Raw genomic sequence first — 13,601 nt, 5'->3', positions numbered from 1 at the left:
TATGAAGCGCGGGCAGATATGGACGGCCTATGGCATCGGGCTGCCGATGATGTTCGCGCTCGCGAGCTGCACCGCCGTTCCGACGCCGCAAGCGCCGCCGCCCCAGCGTCCGACGCCCGCGCCGACCCCGGCCCCGGCGCCCGCTCCGACCCCGACCGGTTCGTGGGAACAGCGCCCGGTCGACCGCGGCGCGTGGCGTTATGATGCGGGCAACCGGACGGCGAGTTTCGTTCCGGCCGGCAATTCGGGCGCGCTGCTGACGATAACGTGCAGCGGCGGCGGGATCCGCCTGACCGCGTCGCTCGACGGCAATGTCACGCTGTTGACCAGTGCGGGAGTCGACCAGATCCGCTTCGATGGCGGCAGCGCGACGATGCCGAGCCGCGACATCCGCCTCGACCGCATTGCCTTCAGCCGCGGCCGCTTCGCGCTCGACGCGCCGGGCGGCAGCGGGCTGACGTTGCCCGTACAGTCGGAGATCGGGCGGGTGATCGAGGATTGCCGGGGATGATCGCGGATTCGGGTTTTTTGCTGGGGAGCGAACACCTTCTCCTTCCGTGATCCCGGATCAAGTCGGGATCACGATGATGGAGAACGACCCCGACCGGTCGTTAGCTGCCGCGCGTTCAGCGACGGTCCTCGTGCGTGCGCGAGACGCTTCTCACCCGCGCAGCACAGCGCCGACCTTGGCTGCCGCAGCCACCACCCGACCGGCGATCGCTTTCAGCTCGGCGTCGGTGAAGCTCTTTTCCAGCGGTTGCAGCTCGACTTCGACGGCCAGGCTGACCTGACCCTCAGGTACCCCCTGACCGGCGAAACGGTCGAACAGACGGGCGTCGACGATCGCCGCCTTGTCGGCGCCGCGGATCGCGCGGACGAGATCGCCCGCGGCCAGCGTATCGGGCGCGAGGAACGCGAAGTCGCGGCGCACCGACTGTAGCGCGGGCGGCGTGAAGGCGGCGCGGGCGGGGCCGCTCGCGCGTTTGGCCGGGATCGCGTCGAGGAAAATCTGGACCGCGATCACCGCGCCATCGACGTCGAAATGCTTCGCCAGCGCAGGGTGGAGCGCGCCGAATTCGGCGAGCACGGCCTTGGGGCCGAGCCGCAGCGTCGCCGACTGGCCGGGATGCCAGATGCCGGCCGCGTCGACGGGCTCCATCACCTGCAGCCGGTCGGCGGGGGCACCCGCAGCTTCGAGCAGCACCAGCGCGGCGGCCTTGGCATCGAAGGCGTCGAAGGGCGCGGCCTTGCCGGCCTGCCAGCCGCGTGCGCGCTTTTCGCCCGCCATCACGATGCCGAGCGTCGGATGCTCGGTCGTGCCGAGATAGCGGCGCCCGATCTCGAACAGGCGGATGCTGCCCGCGCCGCGATTCTGGTTGCGCTGCGCCGCGGCGAGCAGGCCGGCGAGCAGCGATGGGCGCATGACCTTCAAATCTTCGCTGATCGGGTTGGCCAGGCTCCAGGTCCCGCCGCCAAAGGGCGCGGCCTCGCGCTCGCTGATGAACGACCAGGTGACGGCTTCGTGGAAACCCGCAGCGGCGGCGGCGCGGCGCAGGCGGCGCTCGATCAGCTGATCGGCGGTCGCCGTGGGTTTCGCGACGCCTTCGGTCCGCGGCAGCGGCGCCGAAGCGATCGCGTCGAAGCCGGTGATGCGGGTGACTTCCTCGACCAGGTCGGGGGCGCCATCGACGTCGCGGCGCCAGCTCGGCACCGCGACCTGCCAGCGGCCGCCCTGTTCGATCACGGCGAAACCCAGCGCGGTCAGTATTTCCTTCTGCCGCTCGGGGGCGATCGCGATGCCGCCGAGCGTTGCCGACAGCGACGGGTCGTAATCGACGGTCTTCACCTCGGCGGGCGGCGTGCCCGCGCGGGTCACCGTCGAGGGTGTGCCGCCGCAGATCGCGAGCACATGCGCGGTGACGATCGCAGTCGCATCATCGAGAAACGCCGGATCGACTCCGCGCTCGAACCGGCTGCGCGCGTCGCTGGTGAGCGCGAGCGCCTGTCCAGTCAGCGCGATACGTTCGGGCGTGAAATAGGCGATCTCGAGGAGGACATCGGTCGTCGTCTCACTGCACCCGCTATGCTCGCCGCCCATGATGCCGGCGATGTCGTGGACGCCGCTGTCGTCGGCGAGCACGGTCATCGTGTCGGTGAGCGCATATTGCTTGCCGTTGAGCGCGGTCGCGGTCTCGCCGTCCTTCGCGCGGCGCGCGACAAGCGCGCCAGTCAGCTTCGCGCGGTCATAGATATGGCTCGGGCGGCCGAGGTCGAACATCACATAGTTGCTGATATCGACGAGCGCCGAGATCGACCGCTGGCCGACCGCTTCCAACCGGCGGCGCATCCATTCGGGCGCCGCGCCGTTGGTGACACCGCTGATCGTGCGGCCAAAGAAGGCCGGGCAGCCATCGGGATCGAGGGTCGCGATTTCGGTCGCCGGGGCGCCGGTCGCGGCGATCGTCGGGACGGCGAGCGGCTTCAGCGTGCCGAGCCCCGCGGCGGCCAGGTCGCGCGCGATGCCGCGCACGCCCATGCAGTCCTGCCGGTTCGGCGTGATCGAAATGTCGACCACCGGATCGCCCGCGCCCGAATAGTCGGCGAAGGCCGCGCCGACCGGCGCGTCGGCGGGCAGCTCGATGATCCCGTCATGATCGTCGCCAAGCTCGAGTTCACGCGTCGAGCACATCATGCCGTTCGATTCGACGCCGCGCACCGCCGCGACTTTCAGCTCCATGCCGTTCGCGGGGACCACCGCACCGGGCAGGCCGAGCACACCGACCAGCCCGGCGCGCGCGTTGGGCGCGCCGCACACGACGGTCAGCGGCGCCCCGCCGTCGCCGGTATCGACGGTCAGCACCTGCAGCTTGTCGGCCTGCGGATGTTTCTCGGCGGTCAGCACGCGGGCGACGCGGAAGCCGGCGAGCTTTTCGGCCGGGTTCTCGACGCCTTCGACCTCATGGCCGATGCGGTTGAGCGTGGCGACGACGTCGTCGACGGTGACGTCGCCGTCGAGATGGTCTTTCAGCCAGTCGAGCGTGATCTTCATGCCGAAATCCCCCCGCTCAGCGTCGGGACACTCAGCGCGCCGAAGCCATAATGCGCCAGCCAGCGCAGGTCGCCGTCGAAGAAGGCGCGCAGGTCATCCATGCCATATTTCAACATCGCGAGCCGGTCGACGCCGACGCCGAAGGCAAAGCCCTGCCAGACATCGGGGTCGAGCCCGCAGTTCGCGATCACGCGGCGGTTGACCATGCCGCTGCCGAGGAGTTCCATCCAGGCATGGCCTTCGTCGTCGCCGTTGCCGCCGACGATGCGGCGGCCTTTCTCTTGCTTATAGCCGACATCGACTTCGGCCGAGGGTTCGGTGAAGGGGAAATAGCTGGGGCGCAGTCGCAGCACGATGTCGTCGCGCTCGAAATAGGCCTTGAGGAAGGTTTCGAGCGTCCATTTGAGATGCCCCATGTGGATGCCGCGATCGATCACGAGCCCCTCGACCTGATGGAACATCGGCGTGTGCGTCGCGTCGCTGTCGCTGCGATAGACGCGGCCGGGCGCGATGATGCGGATCGGCGGCTCCTGCGACATCATCGTGCGGATCTGCACCGGCGAGGTGTGCGTGCGCAGCAGCATCGCGCGGCCTTCGGCGTCGGTCTCGGGGAAATAGAAAGTGTCGTGCATCGCGCGCGCGGGATGCGTCTCGGGAATATTGAGCGCGGTGAAGTTGCGCCAGTCATCCTCGATCTCGGGACCGGTTGCGACGGCGAAGCCCATGTCGGCGAAGATCTCGGCGAGTTCGTCCATCACTTGGCTAACCGGATGCACGCTGCCGCGTGGCGCATCCGCGGCGGGAAGTGTCATGTCGAGCTTTTCGCCCGCGAGCTTCGCCTCGAGCACCGCGCCTTCCAGCGCTGCCTTGCGCGCGGCGATCGCTGCGGCGACCGCTTCGCGCAGCCCGTTGATCTTTGGCCCTTGCGTCTGCCGCTCCTCGGGCGACATGCCGCCCAGCGTCTTGAGCAGCCCGGTCACGCTGCCCGCCTTGCCGAGCGTCGCGACGCGCAGCGCTTCGAGCGTGTCGAGATTGGCCGCGGCCTCGATATCGCTCACCAGCCTGCTCTGCAGGACTTCTGTCTCGCTCATCGTCATTCGTCCTGCTCCGGCGCGTTTGCCGCTGCCGGCCTGCGTGTTTCGGTTCGTTCTGGAGACGGCGGCTTCCCGCGCGTCGGTCGCCCGCCGCTTGCACCGAACACGCCGCATGGGTCAAGCCTATTGGCCGAAAACGGCGCTATCCGGCTGGCTTGTGGAGGCCTTGCACGGCTTCACCCGCTGCGGCTGCGCGCGCGAATGCCGCACTGCCGAGAATCGGCTTGGGCAGCGCGGCATAGGCGCGCGGGCTCATCCCCATGAAGCGCTGAAAATCGCGTGTGAACTGCGCCTGGTCGTAATATTGATGATCGAGCGTTTCGATCCAGCTCATCGACGGATCGAGCATGAAGCGCGCGAGGCTGCGCAGGAAGCGCTGGCGCCGGAGCAGCAGCTTGGGCGGAAAGCCGAAAGCGCGACGCGAGAGACGCTCGACCGAGCGGTCAGAAATTCCCAGTTTTTCGGCAAGATCGGCGACGCTGGTCAGTTCGTCGTCGACGAGCGCGCTGTGCGCCGCAAAAATAGTCGGATCATCACGCGGCGCCTTGGCGAGCAGCGCAACGAAACGGTCGTCGAGGATTCGCGCCGCGGCCTCGACATCATTCGCCTGCCGCAGCAGCGCGGCCAGCGGCGCAAGATGGGCAAAGGCGGGATGCTGCGCCCCGTCGATCGAGCGATCGGCGAGCGTCTCGGCCGGGAGCGCGAAAAATTTGGCCCAGCCCGCGGGCAAAATCCCGATACCCCAGGCGCGCATATGGCCCGCGGCGAAATAGGTCGCCTGGCTGGTCGGGCCGGTGACCACAAAATGCGGCGCCGCGGCGGGGGCTCCGCCGCCGAACGCCGCGAGCAATGGTTCGCCTTCGATGAAGCGAACATTCGCCCATTCGGGATGCAGGTAATCCTCTACGCGAACACCCGGCGGAGCTTCGACTTCGGTCAGATAGATGATGCTGCAATAGGGCCGCAGCGCTTCGGAGACAGGAAAGAATCGCGTCGCGACGCGCGCGGGCACGGTCCCGCTTGCAGATTCTCCCACGGTCATGGCCTTACTCCATGCGGAGGACTGCGTAAAAAAACAACAGCCTAGGCCGTCCATTTGTCGCGTTTTTACAATTTTTAACTGCTGGGCGATTGCATATGTCGCCGCAAGGGACACTTCCGCCGGCCGTAAGCTTTCTGCGACCCACGGCTATCCGGTTCGGAGGGAGGGGGGCGATGGTTTTCCACTGGAGCCATTGTCGGAACGGCGCGAAGGGAAACCTTCGCGCCGTTCCTGTTTACAGGCGCCCATGATGCAGCTCCTCGCAACGACGTCGGCGCATACGAAAAAGGGCGGCCCCGCGAGGGACCGCCCTTTTGCTTTAGCGATGGCTTGAGGCTCAGGCTGCCTTGGGCAGCGCGGCCTTCGCCTGCGTGATGATCGAGGTGAACACGCCACCTTCGTTCATCGCGAGATCGGCCATGACCTTCCGGTCGAGTTCGATCCCGGCCAGTTTCACGCCGTGCATGAACTGCGAATAGGTCAGGCCTTCGGCGCGAACCGCAGCGTTGATGCGCTGAATCCACAGAGCGCGGAAGGTACGCTTCTTAACCTTGCGGTCGCGGTAAGCGTACTGGCCTGCCTTTTCGACCGCCTGCTTGGCGATGCGAATGGTGTTCTTGCGACGGCCATAATAGCCCTTCGCCTGGTCCAATACGCGTTTGTGCTTGGCGCGCGTGGTAACGCCGCGTTTGATGCGTGACATGGTCTAGCGCTCCTTACTTCAGGCCGTAGGGCGCCCAGAGGCGCACGTGGGCCACGTCCGAATCGCTGAGCACGCTGGTGCCGCGGTTGGTGCGGATATATTTCGAATTGTGCGAAATCAGGCGGTGGCGCTTGCCGGCTACGCCGTGCTTCACCTTGCCCGAGGCGGTGAATTTGAAGCGTTTCTTCACACCGCTCTTGGTCTTCAGCTTGGGCATTTTCGTCTCCTTGTTGAGCGACGATATCGACCGGCCCTGGCAGCCCTTTCAGCCAGGCAGGTCAGCTATTTATCGTGCGAAGGCGCGCGCCTAGACGGATTCGCGCGGAAATGCAAGCGTGGCCGCCTCAATGATGGCAGGCCAGCCCCTCGATGACATCCTCGAGCCGGGCCGGATCGCCCAGCGCGATGACATGGCCCGAACTGTCGGCATTGAGCGGGTCGCCGTTCCAGTCGCACATCGTGCCGCCCGCGCCCTCGACGACCGGCACCAGCGCCGCGAAATCGTGGAGCTTCAGTCCCGCCTCGACGACGAGGTCGATATGACCGCTCGCGAGAAGGCCATAATTATAACAGTCGCCGCCAAAGACCATGCGCTTGTGCGAAGTCTGCGCGGCGAGCGCCATGAAATGCTCGCCGTCATGATCGCTGAAATATTGCGGGCCCGTCGTCGCGAGGACGGCGTCGGCAAGGTTGCGGCAGCTGCGCGTCGTCGCGGGCTTGCCGCGCAGCAGCGTCGGCTGACCCATCGCGCCGACCCAGCGCTCGCCCGAAATCGGCTGGTCGATGATGCCGATCAACGGCCAGCCGTCCTGCAACAGCGCGATCAAGGTGCCAAAGATCGGGCGACCCGCCATGAAGCTGACCGTGCCGTCGATCGGGTCGAGCACCCATTGGCGGGCGGCGTCGGGGCGCTCGGCGCCATATTCCTCACCGATGATCCCGTCGCGCGGAGCCTCGGCGTCGAGCAGGCGCCGCATCGCCGCCTCGGCGGCACGGTCGGCCTCGGTCACCGGCGAGGCATCGGCCTTCGCTTCGTGGGCATAGGCGGCGCGGAACAGCGGGCGAATCGCGGCACCGGCAGCATCGGCGAGGCGATTGGCAAGCGCGAGATCGGATTCGAGGCCCATGTCAGTCGAAGAGGGACGAGACGCTCGACTCGTCGGCGATGCGCTTGATCGCCTCGCCGAGCAATGGCGCGACCGTGAGTGCGCGAACCTTGCTGCTGTCGTTCACCGCATCGGTCGGCTGGATCGAATCGGTGATGACGAGTTCGGTCAGCTCGCTCGCATCGACGCGGGCGACGGCGCCGCCCGAGAGGACGCCGTGCGTACAATAAGCGACGACGCCTTCGGCGCCTGCGGCCTTGAGCGCGGCGGCGGCGTTGCAGAGCGTGCCCGCCGAATCGACGATATCGTCGATCAGGATGCAGAAGCGGCCCTTCACGTCGCCGATGATGTTCATCACCTCCGATTCGCCGGCGCGCTCACGCCGCTTGTCGACGATCGCCAGCGGCGCATTGTCGAGCCGCTTGGCGAGCGCGCGGGCGCGGACCACGCCGCCGACGTCGGGCGACACGACCATCAGATTCTTGCCCGCGAAGCGCGCCTGGATGTCGGCGCTCATCACCGGCGCGGCGTACAGATTGTCGGTCGGGATATCGAAAAAGCCCTGGATCTGCCCGGCGTGCAGGTCGATCGCGAGAACGCGGTCGGCGCCCGAGGTGGTGATCAGGTTGGCGACGAGCTTGGCCGAGATCGGCGTGCGCGGGCCGGGTTTGCGGTCCTGACGCGCGTAACCGAAATAGGGCACGACGGCGGTGATGCGCTTTGCCGAGGCGCGGCGCAGCGCGTCGTTGATGATCAGCAATTCCATCAGATTGTCGTTCGCCGGGAAATTGGTCGGCTGGACCACAAAGACGTCTTGGCCTCGGACGTTTTCGTGAATTTCGACGAAGACCTCTTCATCGGCGAAGCGGCGCACGCTGGTGTCGGTCAGCGGCAGTTCCAGATAGTCCGCGATGGCGCGGGCCAGAGGGAGGTTGCTGTTGCCGGAGATGAGTTTCATGGGGTGCACGGCCCTTTCGCGGCGGATGGGATTGCGCGCCCCCTTAACCAGCACAGCGATGAAGGGGAAGGCCTAAAGCCATCCTGCGGCGCGTAATTGCGGCATCATGTCGCGCGCGACGGGAACTTCGTGCCCGCCGGTCAGCGTCAGGACCGCGGTGCGGCCGTCGCGGCGCACCGATGCGACGGCGCCGCGCGCCACCCACCAGCTGCGGTGGACGCGCAAACCGTCGGCCGGTCCGAGCCGCTCGATCGCGTCGCGCATCCGCATCAGGACCAGCTCCTCGCGCGCGTCGCCGACGATACGGACATAATGATCCTCGCCCTTCAGCGCGCGGATCGCACCGAATCCGGGCGGGAGGGGCAGCGCCGGAATCGGTTCGGCGGCCGGTGCGGCCGGAACGGCCGGCTCGCCTGGCGGCGCGACCTTGGGCGCCGCGGCCGCGCTGCGCCCGAACAGCGCCGTCATCGCCGTCGCCACCACCGCCGACACCACCCAGATATAAAGGTACATCGTCCAGAAGCCCGACCAGCGCAGCGCCTCGGCAAAGCTCATCCGCATCGCCATCATCGTGATGACGAGCGTCACCGGCACGCTCGCGACGACGAGCGCGAGCAGCGTTCCCGCAAAGCGCGGCAGGCCGGTCGCCTCGCACAGCCATGTCGCGACGATTCCCGTCGGGCGAAAGAAGATATAGCCGGTGAGAAGCCACACGACCCAGCTGAGCAGCCGCTGCGCCGGAGGATTGCCGAACGTCCCGAACGGGCCGAGCAGCCCGATCAGCAGGCCGAGCGCGACCATTACCAGCAGTTCGATCGTCAGCCGCTTCGCCATATCGCCTTGTGCGTGCCATTTCACGAAGCGTCAATTGGCCGGGCGCCGCGTTTGGCGAAGAAATCCGCCATTTCCACGAAGAGTCGATTGTCCGCGAACGGCGGGCGGGCAGGAAAGGGACATCGCCCCCAGCAGCAGGATTTCGCCATGACCGCCATCGCCGCCGCCGAACCGAAGACGCGCAACATCCGCCGGATCGGCCTGATCGTCCTGCTGATCATGGGGGTGACCTTGCTCGGCGGGCTCATCCGCTCGGTCGGCGGCATGGCCGACTATCGCACCCCGGCGTGGGCGGTCTGGATCCACCTCGCGACCGTCGTCCCGGCGCTGCCGCTCGGTGCCTGGCTGCTGTGGCGCCAGCGCAAGGGCGACATCGCGCACCGCATCGGCGGGCGCGTCTGGGCGCTGATGATGCTCGTCACCGCGATCGACAGTTTCTGGATCCGCACGATCACCGGCGGCATCGGGCCGATCCACCTGTTCTCGGTGCTGGTGCTGGTCCAGGTGCCGCGCGCGATCTGGTTCGCGAAGACCGGCCAGATCGACCGGCACCTGAAGACGATGCGCGGCGTCTTTTTCGGGCTGATCGCCGCGGGCATCTTTGCGATGGCGCCGGAGCGGACGCTGTGGGCGCTTCTCTTCGGTTGAACGAAGCGGGTGGTTGGTCCTAAAGCCGGGGCATGACCGAGCAGCTGACCATCGTCCTTTCGCAGATGACCCAGGCGGTCGGCGATCTTGCCGCCAATGCCCAAGCGATGCGCGACGTGCGCGCACGCCATCCGGGCGCCGACCTGATCCTCTATCCCGAGCTGCAACTGATCGGATACCCGCCCGAGGACCTGGTGCTGAAGCCCGCGCTGGCGGAGCGGGCGGCGGCGACGCTGGCCGAACTGGCGGCCGAAACCGCCGATGGCGGCCCGGCGATGCTGGTCGGCTCGGTCGAATGGGACGCCGGCAGCCTCTATAATATCGTCGCCTTGCTCGAGGGCGGCCGCGTGGTCGCGACGCGGCGCAAGCACGAGCTGCCGAATTATGGCACCTTCGACGAGAAACGCGTCTTTGCCCCCGGCCCGCTGCCCGACGTGGTCGAATGGCGCGGGATCACGCTCGGCCTGCCGATCTGCGAGGACGGCTGGCTGCCCAAGGTGAGCGCGCATCTGGCGGCGCAAGGCGCCGAGCTGCTGATCTCGGTCAACGGCAGCCCCTATGAGATCGACAAGGACGACCGCCGCCTGAGCCAGGTGTTCGCGGGCCGCGTCACCGAAACAGGTCTGCCGCTGATCTTTCTCAACCGCATCGGCGGGCAGGACGAGCTGGTGTTCGACGGCTGCTCGTTCGTGCTCAATGCCGACGGCGGCACCGCGCACCGGCTGACCGACTGGGAGCCCGAAGAGCGCGTAACGCGCTGGACGAAAGGCGCCCCCGATGTCGAGGGGGGCGGCTGGACGTGCGACGCGGGCGCGATCGCCGAATGGGAAGCGCACCCCGCCGATATCTATAGCGCGATGATCCTCAGCCTGCGCGACTATGTCGAACGCAACCGCTTTCCCGGCGTCGTGCTCGGGCTGTCGGGCGGAATCGATTCGGCGATCTGCGCGGCGATTGCCGCCGACGCGCTCGGTCCCGACAGAGTGTGGTGCGTGATGATGCCCAGCCGCTTCACCAGCCAGGAAAGCCTCGACGATGCCGCAGGCTGCGCCGAGATGATCGGGTGCAGGCTCGATACGATATCGATCGTCCCGGCGGTCGAGGCGTTCGACGCGATGCTCGCGGGCAGCTTTGCCGACAAGGATGTCGACATCACCGAAGAGAATGTCCAGTCGCGCATCCGCGGCGTGACCCTGATGGCACTCAGCAACAAATTCGGGCCGATGCTGCTGACCACGGGCAACAAGAGCGAGATGAGCGTCGGCTATGCGACCATCTATGGCGACATGGCGGGCGGCTATAATCCGTTGAAGGACGCATACAAGATGACGGTCTTTGCGATCGCGAAGTGGCGCAACGAGACGGTGCCGCGCCTGTCGCGCAACCCGGTGACGCCGGTCATGCCCGCGAACATCGTCACCAAACCGCCCAGCGCCGAACTGCGCCCCGACCAGAAGGACGAGGACAGCCTGCCGCCCTATGCCGACCTTGACCGCATGCTCCACATGCTCGTCGAAGAGGAAGCGAGCGTCGACGATGTCGTCGCGAAATACGGTTTCGACCGCGACGCGGTGGCGCGGATCGAGCGCTTGCTGATGCTCGCCGAATATAAGCGCCGCCAGGCCCCGCCGGGGGTCAAGCTGTCGACGCGCAACTTCGGCCGCGACCGGCGCTATCCGATCACGCACGGGTTTCGGACGGCCTGACCCGATCTTCCGAAAAGACCCGCGCAGAGCGAAGAGGGTTGCACGCGAAGGCGCGAAAGCGCGAAGAAGAACGCGGGCAGACGGGTGCGCTTTCTGGTTCGCCGCTGCGGCTGTCGCAAGGGGGACGGCGAAAGCCGCTTCGCGGAACAGATTACAACTTCGCGCCTTCGCGTCTTCGCGTGAACCATTATTTCCACCGCCCGCGCAAAGCCGCTATAGGCGCGCGCCATGACCGTAGTAACCCGCTTCGCTCCCTCGCCGACCGGCACCCTTCATGTCGGCAACGTCCGCACGGCGCTCCACAACTGGCTGTGGGCGCGCAAGCATGGCGGGCGCTTTCTGCTGCGTATCGACGACACCGATCTCGAGCGGTCGAAAGAGGAATATGTCGATGCGATCCGCGCCGACCTCGCGTGGCTTGGGCTCGATATCGACGGCGAAGAGCGGCAGTCGGCGCGCTTTGCGCTGTACGAGGCCGAATTCGAGACGCTGAAGGCCGCGGGGCGCGTCTATGCCTGTTACGAAACGCCCGAGGAACTCGACATCCGCCGCAAGGTGCTGCTGTCGCGCGGCTTGCCGCCGGTTTACGAACGCAAGGCGGACGATGCCCCGGTTCCCGCGGGTATCGCGCCGCATTGGCGCTTTCGGCTCGATCATGACGCGCCGATCGAGTGGACCGATATGGTTCGGGGCGATCAGCATTTCGAACCGAAAAATATGTCCGATCCGGTGATCCGCCGCGCCGACGGCAGCTGGCTGTATCTGCTGCCGAGCGTGATCGACGATATCGCGATGGGCATTTCGCATGTGGTGCGCGGCGAGGATCATGTGTCGAACACCGCGACGCAGATCCAGATGTTCGAGGCGCTTGGCGCGGCGCCGCCCGCATTCGCCCATGAGGCCCTGCTCGTCGGCACCGAAGGCAAATTGTCGAAGCGGCTCGGGTCGCTCGGCATGGCGAGCCTGCGCGACGACGGTATCGAGCCGATCGCGCTCGTCGCACTGCTCGCGCGGCTGGGGACGAGCGATCCGGTCGAGCCGGTGACGTCGCCCGCACCGTTGATCGAGAGCATCGATTTCGCGCGCTTCGGCCGCGCCCCGGCGCGTTTCGACGAGGGTGAACTCGCGCTCCTCAATCAGAAAATCCTTCATCACACCGATTATGCCGCCGTCGCGGCCCGCCTGCCGATCGCGATCGGCGAAGCGCGCTGGAACGCGATTCGCCCGAACCTGATGCGCGTCGCCGAAGCGGGCGAATGGGAAGCGGTGTTCGACGGACCGTTCGCGCCGCCCGCGACCGAGGAAGCCGACAGCGCCGTCCTTGCCGCCGCCGCGGCCGCCGCACCGTCGATCGACTGGAGCGCGGACCCCTGGCATGCACTGACGGGCGCGGTGAAGGATGCGACGGGCGCCAAAGGCCGCGCGCTGTTCCTGCCGCTGCGCCGTGCGCTGACCGGGCGCGATCATGGCCCCGACATGGCCGAACTGCTGCCGCTGATCGCCAAGGATCAGGCGGTCGCGCGGCTTTCCGCAGCCTAGGCCCAACCCGCTTTCCACCCGCGCCGCTCTTGCCAACTCTGTCGCTTGACAAAAATAGGTATGTTATACTATTACATGTCCAGGCCTGACCGGTACGGGCGGTCAACGCACACCGGGCTGGGTCTCCGAAAGGCAAAGGAGAGGTGCCATGACTCTGATTCCCCTGATGTCTGCGATGATCGCGACGCCGAAGGGCGCCGCAGCCCCCGCGGGGCCAGCGATGCTGCCGCGCGGCAGTTACGACCCCGGTTCGGGCTATCGCCCGATCGCCGCAGCGCTCGCGATCGGCTTGCCCGCGGCGCTGGTCGTTGCGGTCGCGCTGTCGCCGATGATCATCAAAAGCGATCCGCGCATCGATGATGCCCCCTGGGACACGATTTTCGTCGAAAAGCCGAAGCCCGAACCGTCCCCCAAGCCCACCGAAGAGCATGCGAAGCCGCGATCGGCGTCGACCACGGACGCGGCCGATCCGCTCGTCCCGACCGCGACCGACAATGTCGTCGACAGGGGTCCCTTGGTCATCGACCCGGTCATTCCCGATCCCGGCCCACCGGTGCGTCCCGCCGATCCGCCCGCCCCGCCGCCGCTGGTGCTCGCGAAACTCGACCCGCGCTATGCGGCCAGCTTTCAGCCCGACTATCCCGCGAGCGAACAGCGCCGCGAGGTCGAGGGCGTGGCGAGGGTCAGGGTGCTGATCGGCACCGACGGGCACGTCAAGGCGGTCGAGCTGCTGAGCACCGACAGCCCCGGTTTCTTCGAGGAGACGAAGCGCCGCGCGCTCGCCAAATGGCGCTTCAAGCCCGCGACGCGCGGCGGCGTTGCCGAGGAAAGCTGGCAGGTGATGACGGTCCGCTTCCAGATCAAGACCGCATAAGCACCCGTTCGGGCGGGCGGTTTCGTGCCGTCCGCCCGTTCCTTTTGC

13 protein-coding genes are annotated in these 13,601 nt (G+C 67.0%); 5 read left to right on the top strand and 8 right to left on the bottom strand.

Annotated elements, in window-relative coordinates; translation table 11 throughout:
- Position 1 precedes the first annotated feature (1 nt).
- Positions 2–511 carry a hypothetical protein gene (locus ACO055_RS13980; RefSeq protein ID WP_422059485.1) on the top strand — a complete coding sequence of 170 codons (510 nt, stop codon included), beginning with the start codon at positions 2–4 and terminating at the stop codon, positions 509–511.
- 150 nt (positions 512–661) lie between these two features.
- On the opposite strand, the gene pheT is transcribed toward ACO055_RS13980, so the two are convergent.
- The 8 genes from pheT to ACO055_RS13940 all read right to left on the bottom strand — a co-directional run bounded on the left by pheT (position 662) and on the right by ACO055_RS13940 (position 8,810).
- Entirely contained in the window at positions 662–3,049 is a 2,388-nt protein-coding gene (gene pheT, locus ACO055_RS13975) for a phenylalanine--tRNA ligase subunit beta (protein WP_422059484.1), read from the bottom strand.
- Positions 3,046–4,140: a phenylalanine--tRNA ligase subunit alpha gene (pheS, locus tag ACO055_RS13970; protein WP_422059483.1), complete on the bottom strand. Its 1,095-nt coding sequence runs from the start codon at positions 4,138–4,140 to the stop codon at positions 3,046–3,048. The genes pheT and pheS overlap by 4 nt, the downstream gene beginning before the upstream one ends.
- Positions 4,141–4,285: 145 nt before the next feature.
- Positions 4,286–5,185, bottom strand: a complete 900-nt coding sequence (locus tag ACO055_RS13965; protein ID WP_422059482.1) for a helix-turn-helix domain-containing protein — start codon at positions 5,183–5,185, stop codon at positions 4,286–4,288.
- A 337-nt stretch (positions 5,186–5,522) separates the two neighbouring features.
- Positions 5,523–5,888, bottom strand: a complete 366-nt coding sequence (gene rplT / locus ACO055_RS13960; protein ID WP_422059481.1) for a 50S ribosomal protein L20 — start codon at positions 5,886–5,888, stop codon at positions 5,523–5,525.
- Between the two features lie 13 nt (positions 5,889–5,901).
- A complete protein-coding gene (rpmI, locus tag ACO055_RS13955; protein ID WP_106000796.1) occupies positions 5,902–6,105 on the bottom strand; it encodes a 50S ribosomal protein L35 in 204 nt (67 codons plus the stop codon).
- 127 nt (positions 6,106–6,232) lie between these two features.
- A complete protein-coding gene (gene hisN, locus ACO055_RS13950) occupies positions 6,233–7,015 on the bottom strand; it encodes a histidinol-phosphatase (protein ID WP_422059480.1) in 783 nt (260 codons plus the stop codon).
- Position 7,016: 1 nt separating this feature from the next.
- Complete coding sequence (locus tag ACO055_RS13945; protein WP_037515690.1) at positions 7,017–7,952, bottom strand: ribose-phosphate pyrophosphokinase; 936 nt, start codon at positions 7,950–7,952, stop codon at positions 7,017–7,019.
- A 72-nt stretch (positions 7,953–8,024) separates the two neighbouring features.
- Positions 8,025–8,810 (bottom strand): LytTR family DNA-binding domain-containing protein, encoded by a 786-nt coding sequence (locus tag ACO055_RS13940; protein ID WP_422059479.1) that lies wholly within the window; start codon positions 8,808–8,810, stop codon positions 8,025–8,027.
- A gap of 123 nt (positions 8,811–8,933) precedes the next feature.
- Between ACO055_RS13940 and ACO055_RS13935 the strand changes: the two genes are divergently transcribed.
- The 4 genes from ACO055_RS13935 (at position 8,934) to ACO055_RS13920 (ending at position 13,553) form a co-directional block, all read left to right on the top strand.
- The gene (locus ACO055_RS13935; protein WP_422059478.1) at positions 8,934–9,434 is read left to right on the top strand and encodes a DUF2306 domain-containing protein; all 501 of its coding nucleotides are present in this window, start codon (positions 8,934–8,936) and stop codon (positions 9,432–9,434) included.
- A gap of 32 nt (positions 9,435–9,466) precedes the next feature.
- Complete coding sequence (locus ACO055_RS13930; protein ID WP_422059477.1) at positions 9,467–11,140, top strand: NAD+ synthase; 1,674 nt, start codon at positions 9,467–9,469, stop codon at positions 11,138–11,140.
- Between the two features lie 228 nt (positions 11,141–11,368).
- Positions 11,369–12,679: a glutamate--tRNA ligase gene (gene gltX / locus ACO055_RS13925; protein WP_422059476.1), complete on the top strand. Its 1,311-nt coding sequence runs from the start codon at positions 11,369–11,371 to the stop codon at positions 12,677–12,679.
- Between the two features lie 148 nt (positions 12,680–12,827).
- Positions 12,828–13,553 carry an energy transducer TonB gene (locus ACO055_RS13920; RefSeq protein WP_422059475.1) on the top strand — a complete coding sequence of 242 codons (726 nt, stop codon included), beginning with the start codon at positions 12,828–12,830 and terminating at the stop codon, positions 13,551–13,553.
- The last annotated feature ends 48 nt before the right edge of the window (positions 13,554–13,601 follow it).

This window comes from Sphingopyxis sp., assembly GCF_965227415.1.
In the GTDB taxonomy this organism is placed as follows: domain Bacteria; phylum Pseudomonadota; class Alphaproteobacteria; order Sphingomonadales; family Sphingomonadaceae; genus Sphingopyxis.
The sequence above is the reverse complement of the archived record's forward strand: the minus strand, read 5'-3'. Positions and strand labels throughout refer to the sequence as shown.

Coding starts and splice junctions, on each gene's coding strand:
- gltX (WP_422059476.1), top strand. CDS start 11,369: ATGACCGTAGTAACCCGCTTCGCTCCCTCGCCGACCGGCACCCTTCAT.
- ACO055_RS13945 (WP_037515690.1), bottom strand. CDS start 7,952: ATGAAACTCATCTCCGGCAACAGCAACCTCCCTCTGGCCCGCGCCATC.
- pheT (WP_422059484.1), bottom strand. CDS start 3,049: ATGAAGATCACGCTCGACTGGCTGAAAGACCATCTCGACGGCGACGTC.
- pheS (WP_422059483.1), bottom strand. CDS start 4,140: ATGAGCGAGACAGAAGTCCTGCAGAGCAGGCTGGTGAGCGATATCGAG.
- rplT (WP_422059481.1), bottom strand. CDS start 5,888: ATGTCACGCATCAAACGCGGCGTTACCACGCGCGCCAAGCACAAACGC.
- ACO055_RS13965 (WP_422059482.1), bottom strand. CDS start 5,185: ATGACCGTGGGAGAATCTGCAAGCGGGACCGTGCCCGCGCGCGTCGCG.
- hisN (WP_422059480.1), bottom strand. CDS start 7,015: ATGGGCCTCGAATCCGATCTCGCGCTTGCCAATCGCCTCGCCGATGCT.
- ACO055_RS13935 (WP_422059478.1), top strand. CDS start 8,934: ATGACCGCCATCGCCGCCGCCGAACCGAAGACGCGCAACATCCGCCGG.
- ACO055_RS13980 (WP_422059485.1), top strand. CDS start 2: ATGAAGCGCGGGCAGATATGGACGGCCTATGGCATCGGGCTGCCGATG.
- rpmI (WP_106000796.1), bottom strand. CDS start 6,105: ATGCCCAAGCTGAAGACCAAGAGCGGTGTGAAGAAACGCTTCAAATTC.
- ACO055_RS13920 (WP_422059475.1), top strand. CDS start 12,828: ATGACTCTGATTCCCCTGATGTCTGCGATGATCGCGACGCCGAAGGGC.
- ACO055_RS13930 (WP_422059477.1), top strand. CDS start 9,467: ATGACCGAGCAGCTGACCATCGTCCTTTCGCAGATGACCCAGGCGGTC.